The 26,962-nt window shown below is 63.1% G+C and carries 26 protein-coding genes and 3 tRNA genes; 9 read left to right on the forward strand and 20 right to left on the reverse strand.

Features of this window, described 5'->3' with window-relative positions; all coding sequences use genetic code 11:
* The 4 genes from AC2VNO_RS14865 to AC2VNO_RS14880 form a co-directional block, all read right to left on the reverse strand.
* Positions 1–768 (reverse strand): proton-conducting transporter transmembrane domain-containing protein (locus tag AC2VNO_RS14865; protein ID WP_486934863.1); only part of this gene is annotated, 768 nt, incomplete at its 3' end.
* Positions 765–1,112: a Na+/H+ antiporter subunit C gene (locus tag AC2VNO_RS14870; protein ID WP_114480077.1), complete on the reverse strand. Its 348-nt coding sequence runs from the start codon at positions 1,110–1,112 to the stop codon at positions 765–767. The genes AC2VNO_RS14865 and AC2VNO_RS14870, both read right to left, overlap by 4 nt.
* Positions 1,113–1,163: 51 nt before the next feature.
* A complete protein-coding gene (locus tag AC2VNO_RS14875) occupies positions 1,164–1,595 on the reverse strand; it encodes a Na+/H+ antiporter subunit B (protein WP_486934864.1) in 432 nt (143 codons plus the stop codon).
* A complete protein-coding gene (locus AC2VNO_RS14880) occupies positions 1,588–3,921 on the reverse strand; it encodes a putative monovalent cation/H+ antiporter subunit A (protein ID WP_486934932.1) in 2,334 nt (777 codons plus the stop codon). The genes AC2VNO_RS14875 and AC2VNO_RS14880 overlap by 8 nt, the downstream gene beginning before the upstream one ends.
* A 445-nt stretch (positions 3,922–4,366) precedes the next feature.
* Here AC2VNO_RS14880 and AC2VNO_RS14885 point away from each other — a divergent pair, with 445 nt between their 5' ends.
* Genes AC2VNO_RS14885 through AC2VNO_RS14910 form a run of 6 tightly spaced genes read left to right on the forward strand, consistent with a single transcriptional unit; the run spans position 4,367 to position 10,276 of the window.
* Positions 4,367–7,177, forward strand: a complete 2,811-nt coding sequence (locus tag AC2VNO_RS14885) for a monovalent cation/H+ antiporter subunit A (RefSeq protein WP_486934865.1) — start codon at positions 4,367–4,369, stop codon at positions 7,175–7,177.
* Positions 7,177–7,521 (forward strand): Na+/H+ antiporter subunit C, encoded by a 345-nt coding sequence (locus tag AC2VNO_RS14890; RefSeq protein WP_228578114.1) that lies wholly within the window; start codon positions 7,177–7,179, stop codon positions 7,519–7,521. Before AC2VNO_RS14885 ends, AC2VNO_RS14890 begins: the two co-directional genes overlap by 1 nt.
* Positions 7,518–9,074: a monovalent cation/H+ antiporter subunit D gene (locus AC2VNO_RS14895; RefSeq protein WP_486934866.1), complete on the forward strand. Its 1,557-nt coding sequence runs from the start codon at positions 7,518–7,520 to the stop codon at positions 9,072–9,074. Before AC2VNO_RS14890 ends, AC2VNO_RS14895 begins: the two co-directional genes overlap by 4 nt.
* Positions 9,071–9,568 (forward strand): Na+/H+ antiporter subunit E, encoded by a 498-nt coding sequence (locus tag AC2VNO_RS14900; protein WP_486934867.1) that lies wholly within the window; start codon positions 9,071–9,073, stop codon positions 9,566–9,568. Before AC2VNO_RS14895 ends, AC2VNO_RS14900 begins: the two co-directional genes overlap by 4 nt.
* Positions 9,562–9,831 carry a K+/H+ antiporter subunit F gene (locus AC2VNO_RS14905; RefSeq protein WP_228578108.1) on the forward strand — a complete coding sequence of 90 codons (270 nt, stop codon included), beginning with the start codon at positions 9,562–9,564 and terminating at the stop codon, positions 9,829–9,831. Before AC2VNO_RS14900 ends, AC2VNO_RS14905 begins: the two co-directional genes overlap by 7 nt.
* A 10-nt stretch (positions 9,832–9,841) precedes the next feature.
* Positions 9,842–10,276: a Na+/H+ antiporter subunit G gene (locus AC2VNO_RS14910; RefSeq protein ID WP_486934868.1), complete on the forward strand. Its 435-nt coding sequence runs from the start codon at positions 9,842–9,844 to the stop codon at positions 10,274–10,276.
* Positions 10,277–10,325: 49 nt separating this feature from the next.
* Here the strand turns inward: AC2VNO_RS14910 and hemH are convergent, their stop codons facing one another.
* The 11 genes from hemH to rnr all read right to left on the reverse strand — a co-directional run bounded on the left by hemH (position 10,326) and on the right by rnr (position 21,018).
* The gene (hemH, locus tag AC2VNO_RS14915) at positions 10,326–11,399 is read right to left on the reverse strand and encodes a ferrochelatase (protein ID WP_486934869.1); all 1,074 of its coding nucleotides are present in this window, start codon (positions 11,397–11,399) and stop codon (positions 10,326–10,328) included.
* Between the two features lie 118 nt (positions 11,400–11,517).
* Positions 11,518–11,820 (reverse strand): DUF6482 family protein, encoded by a 303-nt coding sequence (locus tag AC2VNO_RS14920; protein ID WP_228578102.1) that lies wholly within the window; start codon positions 11,818–11,820, stop codon positions 11,518–11,520.
* A gap of 151 nt (positions 11,821–11,971) precedes the next feature.
* A complete protein-coding gene (locus tag AC2VNO_RS14925; RefSeq protein WP_228578100.1) occupies positions 11,972–12,265 on the reverse strand; it encodes a hypothetical protein in 294 nt (97 codons plus the stop codon).
* A gap of 76 nt (positions 12,266–12,341) precedes the next feature.
* Positions 12,342–13,730, reverse strand: coding sequence for a replicative DNA helicase (dnaB, locus tag AC2VNO_RS14930; protein WP_486934870.1), 1,389 nt, complete (start codon positions 13,728–13,730; stop codon positions 12,342–12,344).
* A 158-nt stretch (positions 13,731–13,888) separates the two neighbouring features.
* Entirely contained in the window at positions 13,889–15,385 is a 1,497-nt protein-coding gene (locus tag AC2VNO_RS14935) for a carbohydrate porin (protein ID WP_486934871.1), read from the reverse strand.
* 272 nt (positions 15,386–15,657) lie between these two features.
* Positions 15,658–16,104 carry a 50S ribosomal protein L9 gene (gene rplI / locus AC2VNO_RS14940; RefSeq protein ID WP_228578095.1) on the reverse strand — a complete coding sequence of 149 codons (447 nt, stop codon included), beginning with the start codon at positions 16,102–16,104 and terminating at the stop codon, positions 15,658–15,660.
* Positions 16,105–16,119: 15 nt separating this feature from the next.
* Positions 16,120–16,974, reverse strand: a complete 855-nt coding sequence (locus tag AC2VNO_RS14945) for a hypothetical protein (protein ID WP_486934872.1) — start codon at positions 16,972–16,974, stop codon at positions 16,120–16,122.
* Between the two features lie 12 nt (positions 16,975–16,986).
* The gene (gene rpsR / locus AC2VNO_RS14950) at positions 16,987–17,214 is read right to left on the reverse strand and encodes a 30S ribosomal protein S18 (RefSeq protein ID WP_010629658.1); all 228 of its coding nucleotides are present in this window, start codon (positions 17,212–17,214) and stop codon (positions 16,987–16,989) included.
* A 24-nt stretch (positions 17,215–17,238) separates the two neighbouring features.
* Positions 17,239–17,625: a 30S ribosomal protein S6 gene (gene rpsF, locus AC2VNO_RS14955; protein WP_228578091.1), complete on the reverse strand. Its 387-nt coding sequence runs from the start codon at positions 17,623–17,625 to the stop codon at positions 17,239–17,241.
* A 157-nt stretch (positions 17,626–17,782) separates the two neighbouring features.
* A complete protein-coding gene (gene rlmB / locus AC2VNO_RS14960; protein ID WP_486934933.1) occupies positions 17,783–18,538 on the reverse strand; it encodes a 23S rRNA (guanosine(2251)-2'-O)-methyltransferase RlmB in 756 nt (251 codons plus the stop codon).
* 80 nt (positions 18,539–18,618) lie between these two features.
* Positions 18,619–21,018 (reverse strand): ribonuclease R, encoded by a 2,400-nt coding sequence (rnr, locus tag AC2VNO_RS14965; RefSeq protein ID WP_486934873.1) that lies wholly within the window; start codon positions 21,016–21,018, stop codon positions 18,619–18,621.
* 231 nt (positions 21,019–21,249) lie between these two features.
* Between rnr and AC2VNO_RS14970 the strand changes: the two genes are divergently transcribed.
* The 3 genes from AC2VNO_RS14970 (at position 21,250) to AC2VNO_RS14980 (ending at position 21,622) form a co-directional block, all read left to right on the forward strand.
* Positions 21,250–21,336: transfer RNA gene (locus tag AC2VNO_RS14970), tRNA-Leu, on the forward strand.
* Positions 21,337–21,403: 67 nt separating this feature from the next.
* Positions 21,404–21,490, forward strand: a tRNA-Leu gene (locus AC2VNO_RS14975).
* 45 nt (positions 21,491–21,535) lie between these two features.
* Positions 21,536–21,622: transfer RNA gene (locus AC2VNO_RS14980), tRNA-Leu, on the forward strand.
* 94 nt (positions 21,623–21,716) lie between these two features.
* Here the strand turns inward: AC2VNO_RS14980 and AC2VNO_RS14985 are convergent.
* The 5 genes from AC2VNO_RS14985 to coxB all read right to left on the reverse strand — a co-directional run bounded on the left by AC2VNO_RS14985 (position 21,717) and on the right by coxB (position 26,944).
* On the reverse strand, positions 21,717–22,601 hold the full coding sequence (locus AC2VNO_RS14985; RefSeq protein ID WP_486934874.1) for a DNA/RNA non-specific endonuclease: 885 nt from the start codon (positions 22,599–22,601) through the stop codon (positions 21,717–21,719).
* Positions 22,602–22,675: 74 nt separating this feature from the next.
* Entirely contained in the window at positions 22,676–22,951 is a 276-nt protein-coding gene (locus AC2VNO_RS14990) for an Lrp/AsnC family transcriptional regulator (protein WP_043510462.1), read from the reverse strand.
* A 134-nt stretch (positions 22,952–23,085) separates the two neighbouring features.
* Positions 23,086–23,436, reverse strand: a complete 351-nt coding sequence (locus tag AC2VNO_RS14995; RefSeq protein WP_486934875.1) for a hypothetical protein — start codon at positions 23,434–23,436, stop codon at positions 23,086–23,088.
* Complete coding sequence (ctaD, locus tag AC2VNO_RS15000) at positions 23,433–25,964, reverse strand: cytochrome c oxidase subunit I (RefSeq protein WP_486934876.1); 2,532 nt, start codon at positions 25,962–25,964, stop codon at positions 23,433–23,435. The genes AC2VNO_RS14995 and ctaD overlap by 4 nt, the downstream gene beginning before the upstream one ends.
* Positions 25,961–26,944, reverse strand: a complete 984-nt coding sequence (gene coxB / locus AC2VNO_RS15005; RefSeq protein ID WP_486934877.1) for a cytochrome c oxidase subunit II — start codon at positions 26,942–26,944, stop codon at positions 25,961–25,963. Before coxB ends, ctaD begins: the two co-directional genes overlap by 4 nt.
* Positions 26,945–26,962 lie beyond the last annotated feature (18 nt).

Consider the following 26,962-nt stretch of genomic DNA (forward strand, 5'->3'; position numbering starts at 1 on the left):
CAGGGCGTACACGCCCACCTTGGTCAAAAGCCCGGCAAACAGCGCCGATACCGCCACCGGCGGGGTGTGGTAGGAAGCCGGAAGCCAGAAGAACAGCGGGAACGCAGCGGCCTTGATACCGAACGCCACCATGAACATCACCGCCAGTACTTCGACCATGCCCTGATGTTCCGCCACCGCCAGACGCTGGGCGGCATCCGCCATGTTGAGCGTACCGACCATGCCGTACAGCAGACCCACGGCTGACAGGAAGATCACCGAGGCCAGCAGGTTGAGGGTGACGTACTTGATCGCCCCCTCCATCTGCGCTTTCTCGCCACCCAGGATCAGCAGCGCGAAGGAGGCCACCAGCATGACCTCGAACCAGACGTAGAGGTTGAAGACGTCGCCGGTAAGAAAGGCACCGGCAACGCCTGCCAGCAGTAGGTGCATCAGCGGATAAAAGCCGAAGCGCTCGTGGCCTGGCCCGGTGGTGGCCAGCGAGTAGATCGACAGCGTCAGGCCGATGATGCCGGTCAGCACCACCATGACGGCACTGAGCATGTCGGCCACGAGGGTGATGCCGTAGGGCGCCTGCCAGCCGCCCATCTGGATGACCACGTAGCCTTCCTGGCTGACCGAAACCAGCAACCAAAGCGCCACACCGAGCAGAGCGAGGTTGCCGGCCACGGCGGTGAAACGCTGCATGGGGCGGGTACGCCAGAAGAGCAGCGAAATGGCGCCCGACAGCAGCGGGAGAAGAATGGGGAGCGCGACTTCGGGCCTCACGTATCGGTTTCCTTCATCTTGTCCAGGTCATCGGCTTTGACGATTTCATAGGCCCGACGGATCAATACCACGGCAAAAGCCAGTACGCCGAAGGCGATCACGATGGCGGTCAACACCACCGCCTGCGGCAGCGGGTCCGCCACGGGGCCCAGCGGCGCCGCAAGCCCTTCGGGTATCAGCGGCGGTGCGCCGCGGGTCATGCCGGCCGACGTGAAGATAAGCAGGTTGGCGGCATTGGAGAGCAGCATCAGTCCGATCACCAGCTTGACGATCGATCGACGCAGCATGAGAAAGATGGCGGCTGCGTAGAGCAGGCCAATGGCCACGGCCATTACCGGTTCCATAGCATTCCTCCCTGCGGAATCGGGGATAAGGCACCCGCAGCGCCCACGTGCTCAGGGTTCATCCTTGTCCACCTCCATCAGTGTCATGACCATGGCCAGCACCGAGCCCAATACGGCGAGGTAGACGCCGATATCGAAGATCAGCGGGGTCGAGGCATAGAAATCGACCCCCGGGATCGTCCACCACTGGGCCGTGAGGAAGGGCTCGTCGACGAACCAGGCCGGGAAGACCGAGATCATGCCCAGCAGCAATCCCATGCCGATCAGATCGCGAGGATCGACCATACGCAATACGTCACGCGTGGCACTGACCCCGAAAGCAAACAGGTAGAGGGTAAAGGCCCCTGCCGCTACCAGCCCGGCAATGAAGCCACCGCCAGGCTCGTCATGGCCGCGCAGCAGCAGGAACACGGAGAACAGCAGCTGCAGGGGCATCAGAATGCGTGCCGCGGTATGCAGTATCAGGGTTCCCGACTTAACCATGGCTCGACTCCTTCTCCGGCGCTGCCGGCTTGGCGGGCTTGACCGGCGCTCTCAGCTTGAGCATGGCGATGACCCCGATCGCGGCCAGGGCCAGGACGAAGATCTCGCCGAGGGTATCCAGTGAGCGATAGTCGACCAGTATGACGTTGACGATGTTGCGTCCATGGGCCAATGGGACGCTGTTCTCGATCATGTAGTCGGAAATCGGGATGAATTGATCGATGCCCCATGCCGTGAGAATGAGCAGGGTGACCAGTATACCCACGCTCCCTGCCACCAGAACGTCTCGCACCCTCTCGAGCGGCGTCGACAGACTGGCGAAACGCGGCAGGCGGAACAGCACCAGCACCAGCAGGATCACCGTCAAGGTCTCCACCAGCAGTTGGGTGATTCCGAGATCCGGGGCGCTGAAAAGAATGAAAGTGAGGGCAATGGAAAAGCCCATGATCCCGACCGACACTACGGCACTGAGCCGCGAGCGGGCGATGGCGGCAAACAGGGCGCCGAACACGATCATGGCGACCACGACCACTTCATGGAAGCGCACATCGAGTTCGAAGGCGATTTCGAGGGGATGCCTGAGCAGCAGCGAGTTTCCCAGCAGGGCGATCAGCACCAGCACCATCACCAGTATGTAGTTGCGCATGTAGCCGTTCTGGAGAATGCGCGTCTGCCAGTCGGACACCACCGTGACCCAGTGCATGAAGGCTTCGTAACCCGCCTCGGGACCGCGCGCCATGATGGGGTCGAGCCGCGCCAGGGTGGCACGTACGCGATCCCAGCGTTTGAACAGCAGGAAGCCCAAAGCCAAGGTCACGATCGACATGATCAAGGGCAGATTGATGCCGTGCCACAAGGTCAAGTTGACCGTTACCGGCTCGCCCATGACCGCCGATGCCGCAGCCGTGAGCACCCCCATGCCGGCGAGTACCGGCAAGACACCAAGCAATAGCGACAGGGCTGCCAGGCAAGCCGGGCCGAGCAGCATCGACAGCGGCGCCTCGTGAGCCACCCGCGGGGTCGCACGCCGCTCGCCGAAGAATGGCCGCAGGGCGATGATGGCCGCCACGGCAATGGTGAGGAATGCCGAAACGAAGGCGAGCAATAGAACGAGCCAGCCGAAGGCGTCCGCGTCCAGCACCGCTTCGAACATCAGCTCCTTGGCGATGAAGCCGAACAGCGGCGGCGCCCCGGCCAGCGACAGCGCCGCAATGACGGCGATGATCGCCGTTACCGGCATCAGAGGGCGCAGCCCCCCCATGGCGGTGATGTCCTTGGTGCCGGTCTCGTGGTCGAGTATGCCTGCCACCATGAACAGCGCCCCCTTGTACAGGGAGTGGGCGAGCAGGAAAGTGACGAAGGTGATCAACGCGCCTTCGGTACCGATGCCAAGCAGCATCGTCAGGGTGCCGAGCGCCATCACCGTAGAGTAGGCGAGCATCTTCTTTATGTTGGTATGACGTATGGCCAGAAAGGCCCCGGTGAACATGGTCAGGGCGCCGACCACCGAGAGAATGCCGATCCAGGCTTCGGTACCGCCCAGGCTTGGCTGCAGGCGCGCCAGCAGGTAGATGCCGGCCTTGACCATGGTGGCCGAATGCAGATAGGCCGACACCGGGGTCGGCGCCGCCATGGCATTGGGCAACCAGAAATGGAACGGAAACTGGGCCGACTTGGTGAAGGCCGCCAGTAACAGACACAGCAGCATGGGCAGGTAGAGGTCATGTTCACGCAGGTCGATGCCACCGGCACTGATCTCGGCCAGCGACCAACTACCGCCAGCGTTGCCCAGCAACACCAGCCCCGCCATCAAGGCAAGCCCCCCGCCGAAAGTGACGAACAGGCCTTGGCGTGCCGACTTGCGCGCCTCGATGTCGGCATGACTGAAGCCGATGAGCAGGTAGGAGGTGATGCTGGTCAGCTCCCAGAAGACGAACAGGGTCAGCAGGCCGTCGGCCAGCACCAGGCCCAGCATCGACACCATGAAGGCAAGAATGACGATGTGAAAACGCACCAGGTCACGGTGCCCTTTGAGGTAGCCCCCGGCATAGATGAGTACGAAAGTGCCGATTACGGTGATCAACAGCGCAAACAACAGCGCCAGGCCATCGATGACGAAACTCAGGCTCATGCCGAGAGACGGCACCCAATCGAGCTCCAGGAAGAGCACCTCGCCACTCATGATCGCCGGCATCAGGCTCAGGAACCAAAGCGCCAGCATGGCGGGAAAAGCGGCCAATACGAAACTGGCACGTTCACCGAACCAGCGATGGAGCAATGGAGCAAAGGCGGCCAGCACGAACCCCGATAGCACGGCAAATTGCATCATGCAGTTCCCTTCTGTCTGTTCATCGTCCGGACACGTTGCCTCACCACCTGACACGCACGTGCCAAGCCGTCGGCAGCCAGGCTAGCGCTGTCCGGGTGCCCCACAAAATCGTACGTCGCGATTAAAGAAATCTTGGCATCGGCCGAAAAAAAATACGCCCAAAGGATGAGCGTCGGCAGCCCGGTCCAGTCTGTTTATTGCAGCGCAAAACGATTAGACTTTGCGCCGCGGCTGGCACCGGTGAGCGTTGATTTCACGACGAAACGGCTTGCTAGTATAACGATTTTACAACGTTTCTTCATTCACCGTTCCCAACGACCGGCCCACCGATCCTCGATCGCCAAAACTTAGCCTGTGTGTGGTACTCGGGCACACTACCTCACGGCTCATCTCCGTGCCGTGGTGCGATGCACCGACCCGCCGCCAGAATGGACGAACCACCATGTCGTTGCTGTGGATTCCCCTTCTCACCATTATCGGCATCATCGTACCGGTAATGACATCACGTCACGGTCGCAGGGCCTGTGTCACCGCTACTCTAATCGCCCCCCTGCTTGCCCTCGGTCTGGTTCTCCTGCATGCACCCGCCGTCTTGGCCGGCGACGTGGTCAGCCTACGGATACCCTGGATGCCCCTGCTTGGCCTCGATCTCGCCCTGCGCATCGATGGCCTGACGCTGCTGTTCTCCCTGCTCATCCTGGGTATCGGTAGTCTGATCCTGCTCTATGCCGGTTTCTACCTCTCCGCCGAGGAGGACGACGGCCGCTTCCTCTCCTACATGATGCTGTTCATGACGGCCATGCTCGGCATCGCCATGGCGGACAACTTGATCCTGCTGTGGCTGTTCTGGGAGCTCACCAGCATCTCGTCCTTCCTGCTGATTGGCTTCTGGGGCCACCGCAGCGACGCCCGACGCGGCGCTCGCATGGCCCTGACGGTAACCGGGGCCGGCGGCCTCGCTCTGCTGGCCGGCGTCCTGCTGATCGGCCAGGCGGTAGGCAGCTTCGCCATGAGCGACGTGCTGGCTTCCGGCGATGTCATTCGTGGCTCCGACCACTATCCGCTGATTCTGGCGCTGGTCCTGCTGGGCGCCTTCACCAAGTCGGCCCAGTTTCCGTTCCATTTCTGGTTGCCTCACGCCATGGCAGCCCCCACGCCGGTCTCCGCCTTCCTGCATTCGGCCACCATGGTCAAGGCGGGCGTTCTGCTCATGGCCCGGCTCAACCCGGCCCTCGGCGACACCGCGCTGTGGGCGGTGAGCCTTTCGTTAGTGGGCCTGGCGACCATGCTCTACGCCGCCTGGTTTGCCCTGCTGGAGCGTGACCTGAAAGGCATACTGGCCTTTTCCACCGTCAGCCATCTGGGCCTGATCACCCTGCTGCTGGGGCTCGGCAGCCCGCTGGCCATCGTCGCCGCGGTGTTCCACATCCTCAACCACGCCACCTTCAAGGCGGCGCTGTTCATGATGGTGGGCATCATCGATCATGAAACCGGCACCCGCGACATCGACCGTCTCGGCGCGCTGTGGTCGATGATGCCGCTGACCGGCACCATGACCATCCTGGCCGGCTCCGCCATGGCCGGTTTCCCGCCATTCAACGGCTTCCTGTCCAAGGAGATGCTGTTCGAACAGAGCCTGATCAACAACCTGCTCGGGGCGCTCAGCATCGTCATTCCCCTGCTGGTGGTGGTGGCGGCCATGCTCTCGGTGGCCTATTCGCTGCGCCTGATCTGGAGCCTGTTCTTTGCCGAGCCCAAGCTGACCCGTGAGCAGAAGGCGCTGCCGCCGATGAAAGTCCATGACCCGTCCCGCGGCATGCTTGCACCCGGCCTGTTCCTTGCCGCCACGAGCCTGCTGGTGGGGCTTTTCCCGATGACTCTGGCCGCCCCGCTGCTGCACGCAGCGAGCCTCGCCGTTCAGGGCGAGACCACCCCGGTCGTCAGCCTGGCCTTGTGGCATGGCTTCAATCTGCCGCTGCTGATGAGCCTGTTCGCCGTCGCGGGCGGCATACTGGTGCTGCGCCAGCATCGCCGTCTTGCCGCTATCGCCGCCCTGTTCCATGAGCGCAATGCCGGCCTGATCTTCGAGGCCATGGTTCAGCGCTTGATCAAGGCCACGCTGTGGCTGACCCTGCGCCTGGAGAATGGCTCCCTGCAGCGCTACCAGGCACTGCTGATCCTGACGGCGCTGGCCATGGCCGCCATCGGCCTGACCCAGCTGGAATCGCTGACCGGCGAGCGCGGCCTGCAGCCCCTGGACGGCATGCTGTTCCTCGGCGCCGGGCTGATGGTGTTCGGCGCCATCGGCAGCGCCCTTAGCCATCGCTGGCGACTGGTATCGCTGCTGATGCTCTCGGTGGTCGGCTTGTCGGTTTCGCTGACCTTCGTGCGTTTCTCCGCCCCCGACCTGGCCCTGACTCAGCTGTCGGTGGAAGTCGCGTCGATGATCCTGATGATCCTGGCCCTGTTCTTCCTGCCTCAGCGCCCCCCGCTGCTGGTATCGGGGCGGCGCATTCTACGCGATCTCATGCTCGCCGCCTCGCTGGGCCTGGTGGTGGCCATGCTCAACTACGCCATGCTCACTCGCGAGACCCTCACCATCGCCGACTATTTCCTGCGCGAGAGCGTTCCCGGCGGCGGCGGCACCAACGTGGTCAACGTCATCCTGGTCGACTTCCGCGGCTTCGATACCTTGGGCGAAATCACCGTATTGACCCTGGCTGGCCTTGCCACCTTCAAACTGCTCAACCGTCTGCGCCTGTTCATGCCCTCGGGCAACATCGAGGGCATTCGCTGGTCGCAGCATCGCTACCCGCTGATTCTCTCGGTAGTGGCACAGATTCTGCTGCCGCTGGCGCTGCTGGTATCGGTCTATATCTTTCTGCGCGGCCACAACCAGCCGGGCGGCGGCTTCATTGCCGGCCTGATCACCGCCACCGCGCTGATTCTGCAGTACATGGCCCGCGGTCACGACTGGACCCGCGAGCGACTGCCGGTTTCCTATTCGATCATTGCCGTCTCGGGGCTGGCCATCGCTCTGGCCACGGGCCTTGGCAGCTGGCTGTTCGGCTACCCCTTCCTGACCACGGCCTTCGGTCATTTCCACTTGCCTGTGATTGGCGAGTTCGAATTGGCCACCGCCATGCTGTTCGATCTCGGCGTCTATCTGGCCGTGGTCGGCGCCACGCTGATGATTCTGATCAACCTGGGCCGCGTCACCACCATCAACCGCCCAACGCTGGAGGAACGCTGATGGAAGCCCTCTTCTCGCTCGTCGTCGGCGTGCTCACCGCAAGCGGCATCTACCTGCTGCTGCGTGGACGCACCTTCCCAGTGATCGTCGGCCTGGCCCTGCTCGGCTATGCGGTGAACCTGTTCCTGTTCTCGACCGGCGGCCTGAACACCCACGCCGCGGCCGTTGTCGGGGAATCGCTGACGCCTACCGACCCCCTGCCCCAGGCTCTGGTGCTCACCGCCATCGTGATCGGCTTCGCCATGACCGCCTTCGTCGTGATACTGGCGATTCGCGCCCGCGGCGACCTGGGCTCCGACCATGTGGACGGCCAGCAGGGTGAAGAAGGAGACGCACCGCGATGAGCCAGCATCTGCTTACCCTGCCCATTCTGTTGCCGATGCTCGGCGCTCTGGTCCTGCTGCTGTCGAGCCGGGCCAGCGACCAGACCCATCGCCGTATGAGCCTGATCTTTACCGCCCTGCTGGTGCTTGCCTCGCTGCTGCTGCTGCGCCAGGCCGCCGGGGGCGAGCTGGTCTTCTATGCGCTGGGCAACTGGCAGGCACCCTTCGGCATCGTACTGATGCTCGACCGGCTTTCGGCAATGATGGTGGCTCTGACCGCCGTACTGGCCATGGGCTGCGTGATCTTCGCCAGCGCCGGCGATGACGTTCAGGGCAGCAATTTCCACGGTATCTTCCAGCTTCAGCTGATGGGCCTCAACGGCGCCTTCCTGACCGGTGACATCTTCAACCTCTTCGTCTTCTTCGAGATCACACTGCTGGCATCCTATGCCCTGCTGATGCATGGCGGCGGCAAGGAGCGGGTCGGTGCCGGACTGCACTACGTGATTCTCAATCTGGCCGGCTCGGCGCTGTTCCTGATCGCACTCGGCGTGCTTTACGGCGCTACCGGCACCCTCAACATGGCGGACATGGGACGCCGGGTCGCCAGCATGTCCGGCGACCAGGCAGCACTGGTCACCGCGGGGGCGCTACTGCTGATCGTGGTCTTCAGCCTCAAGGCGGCCCTGTTGCCGCTCTACTTCTGGCTGCCTCGCACCTATGCTTCGGCGCCCGCCCCCGTGGCAGCGCTGTTCGCCATCATGACCAAGCTCGGCCTCTACGCCATACTGCGCGTCCACAGCCTGATTTTCGTCGACAGCGCCGCCGAGCCCGCCATTCTGGGCTGGCTGTGGTGGTCAGGGCTGGCCACCATCCTGCTGGCCGCCTTCGGGGTCCTCGCTGCCCGTGACCTGCGGCCGCTGGTGGCCTACCTCGTGCTGATCTCGATCGGCACCCTGCTGGCGGCAACCGCACTGGGCACAACCGACGCTACCACTGCCCTGCTCTACTACCTGCCTCATACCACCTTGATATGCGGCGCACTGTTTCTGATCGCCGAACTGATCGGTCAGCAGCGCGGCAAGGCAGGCACGCGCCTGGTGCGGGCACGCCGACTGCATCAGCGCTATCTCCTCGGCGGCCTGTTCCTCACCGCCGCCGTAGGCGTGGTCGGCCTGCCGCCCATGGCAGGCTCGCTGGCCAAGCTGCTGCTGATGCAGGCCACCGAGGGCGGCGCCCGCGTCTGGCTTTGGCCACTGCTGCTGCTGGCCGGCCTGTGTACCCTGATCGCCATGTCACGAGCGGGCTCGGTGTTCTTCTGGGCCAGTTACAAGGGCGAAGTGACTGCCGGAAAGGTCAGCAGGCTCCAGCTCACCGGCGTGGCCTGGTTGCTCGCAAGCGCTCCCATACTGGTCGTCTTTGCCGGCCCCATCAGCCAATACACTCATGCCGCCGCGGAACAGCTGGCCCAGCCGCAGACCGTGATCCAGCAGCTGCTGGGAGAGGCCGCTCCCAACGACCTGGTACAGAGCGCTCCCATCCCCCACGATGAAGCCCAGGGAGGCACACTATGAAGGCGCTGGGACGTTTTTTACCTACCCCCACCCTTTCCCTGGTGCTGCTGGTGGTATGGCTGCTCATGGTACGCAGTATCGCGCCCGGCCAGGTGCTGCTGGGCCTGATTCTAGCGGTGGGCATCCCCTTGCTCACTCAGGGTTTCTGGGAACCCCTGCCACGGGTCAAGCACCCGCTCAAGCTGGCGATGTTCGTGCTCGTGGTGCTGTGGGACATCGTCAAGGCCAACATCCATGTCAGCCTGCTGATTCTGCTGCCGCGCCGCGAGCCCCACCCCGGTTTCGTCGAGTATCCGCTGCAGGTGACCGATCGTCTGGCCGTTACCCTGCTGGCGAACACCATCACCATGACGCCCGGTACGGTATCGACCAACATCCGCCTGGATGGCTCATCGCTGCTGATCCATGTGCTGGATCTCGACGATGAACAGGCCTTGATCCGCGAGATTCACGAGCGCTACGAGCGGCCGCTCAAGGAGATCTTCGAATGCTAGATACTGCCTTGCTGATCACGCTGACGCTGATCGTTCTGGCCATGGCGATGAACGTCTACCGCCTGGCCATCGGTCCGGACGTACCCGACCGGCTGCTGGCTCTCGATACGCTCTATGTGAACTCCATTGCCCTGATCGTGCTGCTGGGGCTTTGGCTCAACACCAAGACCTATTTCGAGGCGGCGATCCTGATCGCCATGCTTGGCTTCATCGGCACCATGGCCGTGTGCCGCTATCTGCTTCGCGGCGACATCATCGAATAGGGGACGCCAAATGACCTTCTACGTGATTGCCGAGGGCGTTATCGCCTTCCTGTTGATTGCCGGGGGCGTTTTCGCCTTCACCGGCTCGCTCGGCATGCTGCAGTTCAAGGACTTCTTCACCCGCCTGCACGGCCCCACCAAGGGCACCACACTGGGCATCGGCTCCATCCTGGTCGCCTCGATGCTCTACTTCACCATCACCCAGCGCGAGCTGCACGTGCAGGAATTGCTGATTACGCTTTTCCTGTTCATCACCGCCCCGGTGACCGGCCACATGCTGGCCAAGACCGGACTCCACATGCACCTGCGCTTCACCACCGGCACCCGGGGTTCAGTGCCGGAGTTTCGCGATGAGGACGTAGGCCAGAGCCGCGTGGCACGTCCGGCACGCGCCAAGCACCCGTGGAAATACCGCAAGCAGAAACGCTCGCGCCTGTTCCGCTGAAACAACAAGGCCGCCTGAAGGCGGCCTGACTTGCTCCTCGCTCTACGCCTCAGACCCAGCCGCCCAACTCGTTGTCGATGATGCCGAGCAGCGCCTCGATGTGATCGTCGCGATCGTTGAGACAGGAAATGTAGGTAAACTTTTCACCCCCCGCGGACAGGAAACTGTCGCGAATCTCCTCGTTGATTTCCTCGAGCGTTTCCACGCAGTCGGAGGCGAAGGCCGGTGAAATCACGGCGATATGCTTCTTGCCCTGGCGTGCCAGCTCGGCCACGTGCTCGACCGTCTGTGGCCCAACCCACTCCTCGGGACCGAATTGCGACTGAAAGGCGGTCTGCAGCGCCTCCTGCTCCCAGCCCAGCTGCTCGCGCAGCAAGCGGGTGGTCTTCTGGCACTGGCAGTGGTAAGGGTCGCCCTCGAGCAGGAAACGCTTGGGCACACCGTGATAGGAAGCCACCAGCACCTCAGGCGGCGTCTCGGCGGCGGCATAGGCCTCGCGCACCGAATTTGCCAGCGCCTCGAGATAGGCCGGGTGCTCGAAGTAAGCCGGTACGGTACGCACGGCCGGCTGCCACTTGAGCTTCATCAGGGTACGGAACGCATGATCGTTGGCGGTGGCCGTGGTCGGCGAGGCGTACTGCGGATAGAGCGGGAAGAAGAGGATACGCTCGCAGCCCGCCGCCTGCATGCGACGCAGCACGCTGTCGGTAGAAGGATTGCCGTAGCGCATGCAGAAGTCGACCAGCACCCGGTCGCCATGGCGAGCCTTCAACCCCTCGGCCACCTTGTGGGTCTGATCCCGGGTGATGGTCAGCAGAGGGCTCTCGTTCTTCTCGGTATTCCAGATACTGCGATAGGCCTCACCCGACTTGAACGGCCTGCGCGAGAGAATAATCAGCTGCAGCAGGGGCTGCCATTTCCAGCTCGGGTAATCGACGACTCGCTTGTCGGAGAGGAACTCGCTCAGATAGCGTCGCATGGACCAGTAGTCGGTCGCATCCGGCGTGCCCAGGTTGGCCAGCACCACCCCAATCTTGGGTCGGGTGATCGCAGGATGATCCGCCGGAGCATGGGTAGGACGTAGAGGCTCCGGCGAGCCCGATTCCACTTGCGATGCCGCCATGCGCTGCGCTCCTCGTGACGAAAGACAGGGAGCGTCATTGTATCAGGCACAAGCCTGGCAGGGGCATCGAGTTATACTATGAAATCGATTTGTATAACTTGGATCAAGGTTAAAAGGCCTAGAAGACCAGCGGCATGCGTGACGTGAGCGGGTCGTGATAGTGGGCCTCGCGGCCTACGACCTCGTCTTCCGGTACGTGCTGGACCAGGAAGGCGCGATGAATGCCGGCACGCTGCAGCTCGAGGTACACGTCCTCCAGCGAGCGGAACACCATCGGCTTGCCACGCCGCGCCAGCATGTGGCGCGCCCCCTCCACATCTTCGAGCTCTACCTGATAGCAGTGGCTGCCCGAATGGGTAATGACCCGCACCTCGAAGTTGTCGTGGTGGGCGACGAACTGCTTCAACTGTTCGAATTCCATGGCTCCCTCCATGTCCTGAATCGTTCCGTAGGGTCTGTGGATATGCTTCGGGCACAGCATGACTGTGCCCGATATCAATCACATGACGCTAACGTATCGAAACTATGACAATGGAATCGCCGCGGGGTTCAAAGTCGTCTCGCCTGAATCGTCACTGATATTCCGAAGGATCGATCGCCTTGGCCAGCGAGTTGCGGTCGACCCACTTGCCCGCCTTGGTTTCCTTGTAGCGAAACACTACGCGGTCGCCCTTCGCCACGGTGAGCTCGGCGTCCTCGGTCTGATAGCTGTAAGCCTCGCCGTCGACGATCAAATGAAAACGATAGAGATCCGGCATGCCGAGCCACTCCTTGAACGGCCCTTCGCGCTCCAGCGACTCGAGTACGCCGCGTGCTTCCAGCTTGGGGGCGCGCTGACGCTTACCGCGTCTAAATCCGCCTGCCATGGTCACTCCTCGAAAAACGTCTGTCGGGGGCTCGGCATTATACGGAGCCCAACGCAAGGCTCAAGCGCTCCCGCCCTCACTCGCCGAATGCCTCACCGTAACTGTCGGGCGCCAGGTCCTCGAAGCGGGTGTACCTTCCGATGAAAGCCATGTGCACCGTACCGATGGGACCGTTACGCTGCTTGCCGATGATCAGCTCCGCCAGGCCCTGGTTGTCCGGGTTATCCGGATTGTAGACCTCATCGCGGTAGACGAAGGCAATCACGTCGGCATCCTGCTCGATGGCACCTGACTCGCGCAGGTCGGACATGACCGGACGCTTGTTGGGGCGCTGCTCCAGCGAACGGTTGAGCTGCGAGAGTGCGACCACGGGGCAGCCGAACTCCTTGGCCATACCCTTGAGCGAGCGCGATATCTCGGAGATCTCGCCGGTACGGTTCTCCGAAAAACCGGGGATCTGCATCAGCTGCAGGTAGTCGATCATCACCAGCGCCATGTTGCCGTGTTCACGCACCAGGCGACGAATGCGCGAGCGCATCTCGTTGGGCGACAGGGCCGCGGTGTCGTCGATGAAAAGCTGCTTGTCCTTGAGCAGGTTCACCGCCGACGTCAGACGCGGCCAATCCTCGTCCTCGAGCTGGCCGGTACGCACGCGGGTCTGGTCGATGCGCCCCAGCGACGAGAGCATACGCAACATCAGCGATTCGGCGGGCATCTCCATGGAGAACACCATTACCGGCTTGTCGCTGGCAATGACGGCATGCTCGACGAGGTTCATGGCGAAGGTGGTCTTGCCCATGGAGGGGCGACCGGCAATGATTACCAGATCCGACGGCTGCAGGCCCGACGTCATCTCGTCGAGATCGCGAAAGCCGGTGGAGAGCCCCGTCATCTCGCCCTTCATGTTGAACAGCTCGTCGATGCGGTCCACCGCCTTGGCCAATAGCTCGCTCATGCCGATGGGTCCGCCCGACTTGGGGCGTTCCTCACTGATCTGGAAGACCAGACGCTCGGCCTCATCGAGCAGCTCGTCGGCGGGCCGCCCCTGAGGGCTGAAGGCGCCGTCGGCGATCTGACTGGCCGCGCGGATCAGCTTGCGCAGCGTGGCCCGTTCACGAACGATGTCGGCGTAGGCGCGAATGTTGCTCGCCGAAGGCGTGTTGCGGGCCAACTCAGCCAGATAAGCCAGCCCGCCGACGGTATCGAGCTGATCGCGCCCCTCCAGCGCTTCGGAGAGGGTGACCACATCGAGCGGCTTGCTCGCTTCGGCAAGACCGGTCATGGCGTTGAAGATCAGGCGGTGCTCGTAGCGATAGAAGTCGTCGGCGACCAGGCGATCGGCCACGTTGTCCCAGGCCTGATTGTCGAGCATCAAGCCACCCAGCACCGACTGTTCCGCCTCCAGCGAGTGGGGGGGCACCTTCAGCGCAGCGGTTTCCTTGTCGAGCTCGAGCGTATCGTTCATGAAGCAACAACCTTGGTGAGAACAAGCCGAGCCATTCTACCCGATGCCCGAAGCCCGCCCTACCTCCCGGGACAACAAAAAAGCCGCGACCGAAAGCGGTCGCGGCAAGGTATCGAAGCAGCTTGCGAGCAGGGGTCCGGCAATGTGTGGCCGTTACGTCAGAACCATACCTCCGTCTGCACGCCGAAGCTCCACTGGCCACCGGTGAAACCGTCGCTGCCGAAGGCGCTGGCGCCGTAGTCGTTGAGTTCGCTCGACCAGTCGGTGTAGGAGGCGAAGGCGCGGATTTCGGGTCGCTGCCAGAAACCGCCTACCTGGGGCTTGAAGGTCGGTGCGATGGTGAGCTTGCCGAAGTCCCCGCTCACCGCGTTGCGGCCATCGAAGCCGTTGGGATCGAGGTCCATGTACTGATAGCTGGCCTCGTACTGCATCTCGAAATTCTGGGTGATCTCGTTTGCCACACGGGCACTCAGGGTCAACCACTTGTAGTCGTCACCGTCGACGTAACGATCCTTGCTCATTTCACCGAACAGTACCGGGGCAATGCGCCAGTTGGGTGCCAGGTAGGTGGTGCCGTAGATACCGAGGCGGGTGGCCTGGGCGTCATCGGTCAGGTTGCCGTCGCTGCCGAGCCCCTTTACCTCGGCGCCCAGGCCCTGGCCGTGCAGCAGCGCCACCTTGAAGTTGCCCTCGCCCAGGCCGAAGAAGCTGTCGCCGTGGTAGGCCACCATGGTATGGAAGCCGCTATCGGCGGCGGTCTGTCCTGAGCCGATGTCACGCTCGTCGTTGTCGGCTGCCGAGAGGGCATTTACCATCCACTGCCAGTTACCGAAGTAGTTGTTCGAGGTCAGGATCAGGCTGTCCGTGCTGCCATCATCCCCCGGATACTCCGGACGCACCGGAAAATCGCTGAAGCTGCGCCCGTAGAGCGAGAAGTTGGAGCGCCAGCTGTCGGCCAGCTGCACGTCATAGATACCGGCGCCGGTACCGGCGAGGAAGATGAAGTCGCTGTCGAGCCAGTGGATGTCGAAGTTGTCGCGGTCGAAGCGCTTGCCGGCCCAGATCGAGGCGTTCTCGAAGGCGCCGGTGAAGCTCGGCAGGTCACTGAACTCGGCGTATACCTGACGCACGTTGAGGTTTGAGTCGCCGTCCCAGTCGTTGCTGGTGGTAGTGCCGCTAGCCAGCATGGTGCGGTAGTGCGCCCGGGCACCGTTGTCGAACTGCATGCGGTAGTTGAGGATGGCCTCGGCGTAGGTGTCGTCCTCGTTACCCAGGCGCCCTACCGCGCCCCCCAATCCACCGGCCGGCGTCACGTAGGGCCCACCCTCGATGCTCTTGCGATCCTCGCCCAGCAGCAGCCCCGAGCGGGCATAGACGTTGAACGAGAAGCCCTCTTCACCGCTGGCCTGACGCTCCACTCGAGCCAGTCGCTCCTCCATGACCTCGTCATTGACGCGTCCCGCCGCCTGAGCCTCGGCAATTTCAGCCCGCTGCTCCGCAGAAGTGGCGCGTTGCTCGGCAGCGGCAATGCGATTCTCGAGCTCCAGAAGGCGCTGTTCAAGGGCCGAAGTGTCGGCAACGGCATGGCCGATCATGCCAAAGCTGGCCACAGCCACGGCCATGACCAGTGGAGTTCTTGGCAAGGCAGTCTTCATCGAGGTTGATCCTTTGTGTTTGTTTGATTGTGTACTCAAGGAGACGCTGGGAAGCACGGCACTGTATCGTTTAAGACAAGCATCGGATCGATACCGCATTACCTTGCTGCCCCAACCTGAACGCGATCGTCAGGCAGAAAAAACTTAATCGTTTAAGTGCGGTGACGCAAAGCCAAACCGTAATATTACTACCAATGTCTAAGACGCATACGACAAGGGGGCGCAGGCAATAATGCCTGCGCCCCCTGGGTCGGTCGAGCTAGCGGTAACGCTTACTCGGCGACGACGACCACACGAACGGTGGCATCGACTTCGGCGTGCAGATGCAGGTCGATGTCGTACTCACCGGTCTGGCGGATCGGACCTTCGGGCATACGAACTTCGCTCTTGGCGACATCGATGCCAGCCTGGCCCAGCGCTTCGGCCAGGTCACGCGGGCCGATGGAACCGAACAGCTTGCCTTCTTCACCGGCCTTGGCAACCAGCGACAGTTCGATCTCGGCCAGCTGAGCGGCACGGGATTCGGCAATCGCCTTGCGTTCGGCAGCCTGTGACTCGAGCTCGGCGCGCTGCGCCTCGAAGGCTTCCACGTTGTCCTTGGTGGCCGGCACGGCAAGACCGTAAGGCACCAGGTAGTTACGGCCGTAGCCGGGTTTCACGGTGACCTTGTCGCCCAGGCCACCCAGCTTGCCGATGTTGTCGAGCAGAATGACTTCCATCTCGTTAACCTCTTGTCAGTCGCCGCGAGGGGCCAGACGGCTGCGGAAGTCCGCAAACACATCGATGAAGGCCACCAGCAGCACTATCAGAATCATGGGCCAGGTGGTGATCAGCAGTACGTAGAATGCGATCAACCACAGCCCGTTCATACCCTTTATCCCAATGAAGCCATGCACCAGGGCGATACCGGCAACCAGCAGCGGCACCCACACCAGCATGGAGAGCGACGGCAAACCCAACACCATCCCCACCACGCCGAGCACTACCAGCAGCAAGAGTTCTCGCGGCGCCAGGCGCAACGCGTGAAACTCCTCACGAAAGCCGCCGGGGTTGTAGAGCCCCGCTTGCCAGGCCCTGGCCAGCGCCAAGCAGCCCACCGCGGCCATCAGCACGACCAAACCCGTAATACCACCGATCAGCAGCGTTGCCAGCTCTTCGGTATCCAAGCCCTGGCGTCCCAGCTCGGTCAGCATACGGTCGATCTCGGCCGACCCCTGACGCAGCTGTTCCAGCAGCGGCCCTGTGCCGCCCGGCGGCACGAAAACGCCGAGCTGGATCATCGCCGCTGCGGCCAGCGTGCCAACCACGAGCGCCTCGCTCCAGCGCATGCGGGAGCGCAGCACCACTGCCATCAGCGTGACCAGCAGTACGCTGGCCAGCGGAATGGCATCGCCCTGAGTCCACCACCAGCCGGCAGGGACGGCTGCCGCCACCATGACCGGCAAGGCAGGCGACAGGCCGCGACGCAGCGTGACCAGGGCCACGATGGCGCCACTTAGCCAGAACAGCCAGGGAATGACCGCAGCCAGCGCCGCCCCGCCTACGGCATAGGGCGTGCCGCGCATCAACCATCGGGCAATGGGCAACATCGAGTCAGCGGCTTACTGGTGGCTGTCGGTGTAGGGCAGCAGAGCCAGGTAGCGCGCGCGCTTGATGGCGGTTGCCAGCTGACGCTGGTAGCGGGCCTTGGTACCGGTAATGCGGCTGGGTACGATCTTGCCGGTTTCGGTGATGTAGGCCTTCAGCGTGTCCAGATCTTTGTAGTCGATCTGCTTCACGCCTTCAGCGGTGAAACGGCAGAACTTGCGACGGCGGAAAAAGCGTGCCATGTAGAGACTCCTCGGTACGTGCTATCAGTGGGCTTCGGCAGTTTCTTCTTCTTCAGCGCGCGGCCGCTCTTCGCGACGCGCTCGCTTGTCGTCTGCCGGCTTCATCATTGGCGAAGCTTCGGTGATGGCTTCCTTGCAGCGCACCACCAGGCTGCGAATGATGGCGTCGTTGAAGCGGAAGATGTTCTCGATCTCGTCGAGAGTCTCGCCGCTGCATTCGACGTTCATCAGCACGTAGTGAGCCTTGTGGATCTTGTTGATCGGGTAGGCCAGGTGACGACGGCCCCAGTCCTCCAGGCGATGCACGGTGCCACCGCTCTCGGTGACGATGCTGGAGTAACGTTCGACCATGGACGGCACTTGCTCGCTCTGGTCCGGGTGAACCATGAACACGATTTCGTAATGACGCATGGGATCTCCTTTCGGGTTGGCAGCTTCCGCGTGCGCGATTGGCGTCAAGGGAAGCAAGGAGGTGATTTTGAAATAGCAATGCCCGCTCACGCAGGAACGGGCGCCTGCATTCTAGTGGCCTGCGCCGCCACATGCAAGCCAGCGGCGCACCGCCAGCTCAGCCGGCGGTGCGCCGCTGGCGCACGACCTCGAACAGGCAGATGCCGGTGGCCACGGAGACGTTGAGGCTCGAGACGCTGCCGGCCATGGGCAGCTTGACCAGCCCGTCACAGGCCTCGCGGGTGAGGCGTCGCATGCCCTTGCCCTCGGCACCCATCACCAGGGCCATGGGCCCTGTGAAGCCGGCCTCGTAGAGCAGCGCATCGGCCTCGCCGGCGGTGCCGGTGATCCATACGCCGAACTCCTTGAGCCGGGCCAGGGCGCGGGCCAGGTTGGTCACCTGGTAGACCGGCAGGCTCTCGGCGGCGCCGCAGGCCACCTTGCGCACCGTAGCGTTGAGCGGAGCGGCCTTGTCCTTGGGCACGATCACGCCGTGCACGCCGGCGGCATCGGCGCTGCGCAGGCAAGCACCGAAGTTGTGCACGTCGGTCACGCCGTCGAGAATCAACAGTAGCGGTGGCGTCTCGTGGGGCCAGGCTTCCAGCTTGAACCACAGCGCCGCCTCGCTCTCGAAGGCAAGCGGTGCGGCAAAGGCGACGATACCCTGGTGCGACGCTTCCTGGGCCAGGCGATCGAGGACGTCGCGCGGCTGAAGCTCGACACGCGCCCCGCCCCGCCTCGCCTGGTCGATGAGATCGGCCAGGCGTTGCTGCGCCTCCCCCTCCTGCACCCAAAGCTGTCTGGGCACTTCGCAGCGAGCCAGCAGCGCCCGCACCGCGTGCACCCCGAAAACGGCATCCAGCCCGCCGGGCATGCCCGACGGGGCGGGCTTGTGCTGCCGCCCCCTCTTCTTGGAGCCGGCATCACGGCCCGGCCCCTTTCGACCGGCCGCCATCAGCTACGCGCCTGCGACTTGCGCGGCCCCCGGCGACGCCTGCCGCCTTTACCCTTGCCGCGCTCACCCTTCTCCTCGACCTTGCCGGCGTCCGGCTTGGGGGTGAAGGTCGCCTCCGGCTCACCGCGCCGCTTGCGCGGTTGACGCTTGGGGCGCGGCTTCTCGTCTTCCAAGGCAAAGTCGATCTTGCGGTCGTTGAGATCCACACGCGCCACCTGCACCGTGACCCCGTCGCCGAGACGATAGCTCATGCCGGTGCGCTCGCCTTTCAGGCGGTGCTTCTCGGGCTCGTAATGGTAATAGTCCGAGGGCAGCGAGGTAACGTGCACCAGCCCCTCGACGTAGACCTCGTCGAGGCGTACGAAGATGCCGAACTGGGTCACCGAGGCGATGGTGCCCTCATAGACTTCGCCGAGCTTGTCGGACATGAATTCGCACTTGAGCCAATCCTCCACGTCTCGAGTGGCGTCATCGGCGCGCCGCTCGGTCATCGAGCAGTGCTCGCCGAGCTCGAGCATCTGCTCGAAGGTATAGGGACACCACTTGCTCGGCGGCTCCACCTTGGCGCCCTCGGCGCGCAGCACGGTGTTGGTCTGACGCGGCCCGCGCACCACCGAGCGAATGGCACGGTGGACCAGCAGATCGGGATAGCGGCGAATCGGCGAGGTGAAGTGAGCATAGGCCGGATAGGCCAGACCGAAATGCCCCTCGTTCTGGGGCGAGTACACCGCCTGGCTCATCGAGCGCAGCATCACGGTCTGGATTACGTCGGCATCCGGCCGCCCGCGAATCGCCTCGGCCAGCGCCTGGTAGTCCTGCGGCGTCGGTTCGTCGCCGCCGCCGACCGCAAGGCCCAGCTCGTTGAGGAACAGGCGCAGCTTGTCGAGGCGCTCCGGCGAGGGACGCTCGTGGATACGGTAAAGTGCCGGCAGGTCGTGCTTGTCGAGGAAACGTGCGGTGGCGACATTGGCCGCCAGCATGCACTCCTCGATGATCTTGTGGGCATCGTTGCGCTTGCGCGGCACGATCTTTTCGATCTTGCGCTCCTCGTTGAAGAGGATGGCCGTCTCGGTGGTCTCGAAGTCGATGGCGCCACGCTCCTCCCGGGCCTGACGCAGCACCCGGTAAAGCTCGTGCAGCCCCTGGAGTGGCTTGACCAGCTCGCGGTATTCCTCACGCAGGGCATCCGCCTCGGCATCGTCGCCATCGAGGATCGCCGCCACCTTGTTGTAGGTCAGCCGGGCATGGGAGCGGAACACCGCCTCGTAGAAGCGGTAACGGCTGATCACTCCCTGCTTTGAGATATTCATCTCGCAGACCATGGCCAGACGGTCTACGCCGGGATTGAGCGAGCAGAGCCCATTGGAGAGCAGCTCGGGCAGCATCGGCACTACCTGCCCGGGGAAATAGACCGAGTTGCCACGCCGAATCGCCTCCTCGTCGAGGGGCGTGCCGGGACGAACGTAGTGGGACACGTCAGCGATGGCGACGATCAGCTTCCAGCTGCCTGACTTGGTCTTCCAGGCGCACACCGCGTCGTCGAAATCCTTGGCGGTTTCGTCATCGATGGTGACCAGCGGAATATCGCGCAGATCGATGCGGTGCTGCTTGTCCTGCTCGGCCACCTCGGCCGACATCTCGGCAATCTGATCGTGCACCTCAGGCGGAAATTCGGCGGGAATTTCATAGCTGCGGATGGCGATGTCGATTTCCATGCCGGGGTCCATGCGCTCGCCGAGCACCTCGACCACCTCGCCCACCGGCTGCACCCGGGTTTCGGGCTGCTGCACGATCTTGGCCGACACCACCTGACCGTCCCGAGCGCCGCCGCAGGCGCTATGTGGAATGATCACCTCTTGGGTGATGCGCGGATTTTCGGGAATCAGCACGCCGAATTCGGACGTGTTTTCGCGATAGACCCCAACGATGGTCTGCGTATTGCGTGAGAGCACCTCGGCAATGGTGGCTTCGTCGCGGCCGCGACGGTCACGCCCGCTGACGCGTACCAGGACATGGTCGCCGTGGAAGACGCGACGCATCTGACGGGGCGGCAGCACCAGGTCAGGTTTCTTGCCGTCGTCACGCAGCACGAAGCCGAAACCGTCGCGATGCCCCAGCACCTTGCCCTTGATCAGGTCGAGCTTGTCGATCAGAGCATAGGCGCCAGCACGGTTGCGAAGCACCTGGCCGTCGCGCTCCATGGCTCCCAGGCGGCGGCGCACCGCCTCCTGCAGCTCCTCGTCTTCGAGTCCCAGCATGCGGCTCATCTTCTCGTGAGTCACCGGCTTGCCGTACTCCTCGAGACGTGCCAGCAGGTATTCTCGGCTGGGAGCCGGATTGTCGTATTTATGTGCCTCTCGGCTAGCGTGGGGATCGTCGCTGAGCGTCCAATGAGTCATGCGTAAGGCGTCCTTGGCAACGGGGACAGCGTTCCGGGAAGGGCGCGGGTGTCAGGCCGCGAACGTAGGATGTTGCTAATGAAGTCGTTTGTCATCCCGGCAGTATAGCGCCCGCGCGGACGCGACCCAACCATGGTCGATGCCTGGTGGCGAACATACCGGGAATTTTCTCCTTTTTCCCGCCCGACGGTCTTGCATTGGGCCGCCAATTGGGTAAGATACGCGTCGCCTGCCCAGATGGCGGAATTGGTAGACGCGCTAGCTTCAGGTGCTAGTATCCTTACGGATGTGGAGGTTCAAGTCCTCTTCTGGGCACCATCGCTCGCTTCGGGAGCCTTGGCCGGGTGGGCGTCCACGCTATTGAAAGCTCGAAAGTCTCGTGTTCGCCCAGGTGGCGGAATTGGTAGACGCGCTAGCTTCAGGTGCTAGTATCCTTACGGATGTGGAGGTTCAAGTCCTCTCCTGGGCACCATCCCAGGCACGCGAACACGGCGACAGGTACGACGAGGCATGATGCGCCCAGGTGGCGGAATTGGTAGACGCGCTAGCTTCAGGTGCTAGTATCCTTACGGATGTGGAGGTTCAAGTCCTCTCCTGGGCACCACCGCTCTCACGAGCACATAGCGTCATGCACCCCCAAGAAACCGCGACGAATCGCGGTTTTTTTGTGCCTGCGATTCCGCGCGCAGCCATTTATTTCAGAAGCGCGACGGCAGGCGCGCCACCTCCTCCAAGTCCCACCCCTCTGCCACCACCTCTCCTTCCAGCACTTCGGCGACCTCCTCGGGCAGACGCGGGAAGAAATTGAGCCCCGTGCGCGCTTCCACTTCGTCGATGCTCACCAGGTAATCGTCCAGCGGTTCATTGCCACGCACCTCCTGGGGCATGATGAAGGCCAGCGCCATGGGCTCTTCCGCCGGCACCACGATGATCTTGTAGAAGGCTTCGGGGATCTCGACCAGCCCTACCCGGTTGGTCACGTTGTCCACGAAGCGCTCGGGAAAGACCGGGCCGGTGATTACCTGCACCACGCCGAAGCGCGGCACGAAATGATCGATGACGACCGCCTCCAGGCGCTGCCAGAGGCGGCGATTGAGGTCCGGGCGCTGGGGAGAGATGTTGCTCATCAAAAACGATTGCTCCTGGGCTTCGCGCCCATGGACCACGGCAATGGCGTAGTTGGGTGCCAGGTGGCCCCGGTCGTAGCCACTGCCGGAATAGCTGTCGGCGGCAATCGGCCACAAGGTGCGCCAGTCGCGGCGAAAATCGGGCCTGGGCCCCGGGCTGCGGTCTTCCACTTCATACAGCAAATAGCTGACCCACAGCGGGTTGACGCGCACGTCCGACCAGCCCATCAGGAAGCCGTCGTTGCGCAGCACCCGGTGCACAGTCAAGGGGGTGAGGGTTTCCCAGGTGGGCACGCCCATCCAGCTCAGCTGGTCGCGATACTCCTGCTCCTGGGTGTACCACAAGCCGCTGCCGACCAGCACGAAGACGAGGGTGATACCGAATTGGCGAACACGGGAGCGCCAGCGTGGCAGCACCGAACGGCGCCTTCTACCACGTGCACGTACTGAGATCATGGAAAGTATCCGACAAGGAACCAAAGCCGGTGCATCGAGCACCGGCGTCGATGGCAGCGACTATGGGTAGCTCGTCACCAACCCAGCGAGAACATGGTTTCGAGATCGTGCCGGGAGTGCACCTGCATGGCATTGAGGGTCTCGGTATCTCGAATCCCCTCGACGGCATTGAGACGTTCGGTGACCAGCTCCGCCAGGCTCTCGAAGTCTCGCGTGCGGGCAATGGCCACCAGGTCGTATCGGCCACAGGTGGAATAGACTTCGCTGATACCTTCGACATCGGCGAGCCGCTCGGCCACCGCCTTGACCTGCCCTTTGTCGGTATTGATCAGAATCACGGCATTCTGCATCGGGCGCCCTCCCCCGTTGATGAATCCTGCGGCCTGGCATCGCCGCGCTGGCGCGAGTATAGCAGCCCCGCCGCAACGTCTGAATCGCGTCACCCTGCAATGCCGGGATTCACGCCGTCGAACCCGCCGCACCCCTAAAGGCAGGGTGGCAAGACAACCACTGGATAACCCACGAACAGCGTTCCGCCCGCCGAGAAGAGATACACCCCGGCCGAAATGTAGGCAAAGTAGCAATCGCGACGCACCTCAGCCTTGCGTGCTGTCTTGACGCTGGCCCAGGCCAACCACAGCAGCAGAGCCGTGAAGACCAGGGTGGCCAGCCCCACGCCGAGGTTGATGCCGGTCAGCATATCGCTTTCGGGGTCCGGGGGCGCCATCGAGCAGGCGATCGACAGCCCGGCGTAGATCGCCACGAACCAGATACCCCAAATGGTCAAGCCGCCCACCAGATGAATGGGATGCGACAGTCTCAGCAGCTGTTTCATGCACCACCTCGCAGCAGGGTCGGCATCACCCAGATGGCCACGAACAGGCTCCAGTAGACCACCAGGTTGTAGTACCAGAGGCGCACCACCACCACCGGTTCCATGGGCAGCTCGACGCTGACATAGCCGAAGCCCACACGCAGCCCCTGCAGGATGCAAAGCACGGCCCCCAGGGAGGAGAGAATCAGCACGTAGCACAGCGCCACGAACAGCGTGGCATCGTGGGCATTCTCGGTCGGTGACAGCTCCGCCAGCCACATCACGGCGACGATCAGCAGCGTTTGCAGCACTCCCAGGCCACCCGCGCCGTACATCGACAGGCCGAGCCCGGCTCCCTCACCGCGGCGCAGGCCGTTTACCAGCTTGCGGAGCAGAAGCGTGCCCAAGGTCAGTGCCGCGCCCGCCACCACCAGTAGCGGCATCGACAGCGGCGATGTCTCCGGCATCTGCCATTGCGGCGCCACGGTCCATAGATAGAACCAGCCGAACAGCAGCGAGAGATAGAGCGAGCCGTTGGCCAAGTGGGAAACCGACATGCACCATACGCCAGGCCCGTTCATGGTGTGGTAGTGAAGCGGTGGATCGCTGGGCTCCCGACTGGCTTCAGGATCCACATTGGGATGCACGCCGTTCTCCCAGGACCAGCGCAGCAACAGCACGACGGCCACCAGGGCCACCACCGCCGCCAGCCAGTACACCCGCACCAGCAGGCTGACGCACACCACCGCCAGTGCCAGCGAGGCAAACAAGGGCCACCATGAATTAGTGGGTAAATGGATGGTCTCGCGCAGTTTGCCGGTCAGGGCGTCGCTGCCCCAGGTTTCCCTCCGGCCATGATGGATGGTGTTGAGACCGTGCCGTCCCTCGTAGATGGTGCGTGAGAGCTCGGGCTGTTCCCATAGCGGATGGCGGGTCTCGACCTTCGGCAGGCTGACGAAATTGTAAGCCGTAGGTGGCTTGGGCATCGCCCACTCCAGGGTATCGGCGCCCCACGGGTTCTGCGGCGCCTTTCTGCCGAAGCGGAAGTGCAGCGCAATGTCGAGTATCAGCAGCGCCACGCCGGCCGACATCATGAAACCGCCCACCGAAGAGATCAGGTTGTAGATGTCCCAACCCATGGCGGTATCGTAGGTGAAGACCCGCCGACGCATCCCCAGGAGCCCGGTCCAGTGCATGATCAGGAAGGTGACATTGAAGCCAAGGAAGATCAGCCAGAAACTCCACTTGCCCAGTCGCTCCGAGGGCATGCGGCCCGATACCTGAGGCAGCCAGTAGTAGAGACCTGCCATGAGCGGGAACAGCATCCCCCCCACCAGCACATAGTGCATGTGCGCGACCACGAAGTGAGTGTCGTGGACCTGCCAGTTGAACGGCACCAGAGCAAGCATGACGCCGGTCAGGCCGCCCAGGACGAAGATCACCAGGAAACCGACGATCCACAGCATGGGCAGCGACATCCTTGGCCTACCCAGCCATAGGGTGGAGAGCCAGACGAATATCTGTATGGCGGTGGGAATCGCCACCAGCATGCTCGCCGCCGAGAAGAAAGCCAGTGCCAGCTGCGGGATACCGAGGGTGAACATGTGGTGCACCCAGAGCCCGAAGCTGACGAAGCCCATGATGATGATGGCCGCCACCACCCAGCCGTAGCCGACGATGGGCCGGCCGGCGAAAACCGGTATCAGGGTCGAGACGATACCCGCCCCGGGCAGGAAGATGATGTAGACCTCGGGATGACCGAACAGCCAGAACAGGTGCGCCCACAGCACCGGATCGCCACCGCCGGCCACCTCGAAGAAAGGCATGCCCGCGGCACGCTCCAGCTCGAGCAATATGCTGCCGAGAATCAGCGGCGGGAAACCGACCACGATCATCAACGCCATGGCCAGGATGTACCAGGCGAACAGCGGCATCTTGTGCAGAGCCATGCCTTGAGTGCGGGTACGCAGTATCGACACCACCAGCTCCACCCCGGCGGAGAGAGCGGATATTTCGACGAAGGTGATACCCAGCAGCCAGAAGTCGGAACCGGGGCCGGGCGAGTATTCTCCGCTGCTGAGCGGCGTATACATGAACCAGCCGCTGGCCGGCGCAATCTCCAGGATCATGCTGGAAGCCAGGATTATCCCGCCGAACAAATAGCAGAAGTAACCGAAGGCAGTGAGGCGGGGACACACCAGGTCGCGGGCCCCGATCATCTTGGGGATCATGTAGATCGCCAACCCCTCGAGAATGGGGATGGCGAACAGGAACATCATCACCGTGCCGTGCATGGTGAAGACCTGGTTGTAGATCTCGGGCGACATGAAGTCGTTGTCGGGGAAGGCCAGCTGAGTTCGGATCAGCATCGCCAGCAGACCACCGATCAGGAAGAAGATCGCCCCGGTGACCATGAAGCGCAGGCCGATGGTGGTGTGGTTCACCACGGTCAAGGCGCGCAGGCCTTTGGGGTTGCCCCACACCTCATCCAATCCCTTGTGCAATTGCCGGACCTCGGGGGTCAGGGTCGCGTCCTTGGTATCGCTCATGGTTCCATCGTCTCCAGCCAGTCTCCAATATCCTGCAGTGTGTCTGCCTCGATATGGTTATGGGGCGGCATTCTGTTGCCGGGTTTGAGCGTCTGGTGATGCATGAGCCAGTAAGCGATGGCCCCTTCCTCCATGGGCAATATCCCGGCTCCTAAAGTGGGGCGGGAGCCGATGTCGGTCAGGTCGGGCCCCACGATGTCATGCGCCACGTCATCGTCGACGAGCGCTTCGGGAAAGCCCGCGACCGTATGGCAGGCCGCGCAGTGTTCACCGAAAGCTTCTCGCGCCTCACTGAACTCATCATTCTGCTCGGGTGGGGCTCGGCGCTCGGCCAGCCAGGCATCGTAGTCGTCACGCTCCAACGCCTCGACGTGAAGCAACATGGCGGTATGCTGTGCCCCGCAGAACTCCGCGCACTGGGCGCCGAACACGCCGGGCGAATCGGCCTGGAGCCGAATGATCGAATGCCTTCCCGGCACCATGTCCCGCTTGCCGCCAAGGCGCGGTATCCAGAACGCGTGAATCACGTCGGCACTGATGATGCGAAAATCGACGGGCTCGCCGGCCGGCATCACCAGCCGATTGGCCGTGACGACATCAGGCTCGCCGTCGTCGCCGGGGTAGCGAATCTCCCACCACCACTGGTGGCCGACCACCTCGATGAGCTCCGCCTCGCCCTCGGGCAGTGGCAGCGGGATCATGCTGCGGCCGGTGGGGGCTCCCAGCAGCAGCAGTGCGACGATACTGACCACAGGCAGGCCGATGCCGCCGCCCAGTACCCAACGCAGCATGATGCGCTGCTCCTCGCGCGGGGTTCGCTGAGGCTGCTCGCGACGGCGAAAGGTGAAGAGCCATAGCGCGAAGAGCACCAGCGAAACGACTACGCTGACGCCGAGCATGACCCACCACACCCAGAACTGAGCGCTTGCCGCCGGCCCGGCAGGGTCGAGGATCGACATCTCGCCGGCACAGCCGGCCAACAGCCCCGTCAGCGGCAG

This window comes from Halomonas sp. TH-94 (genome assembly GCF_057473365.1).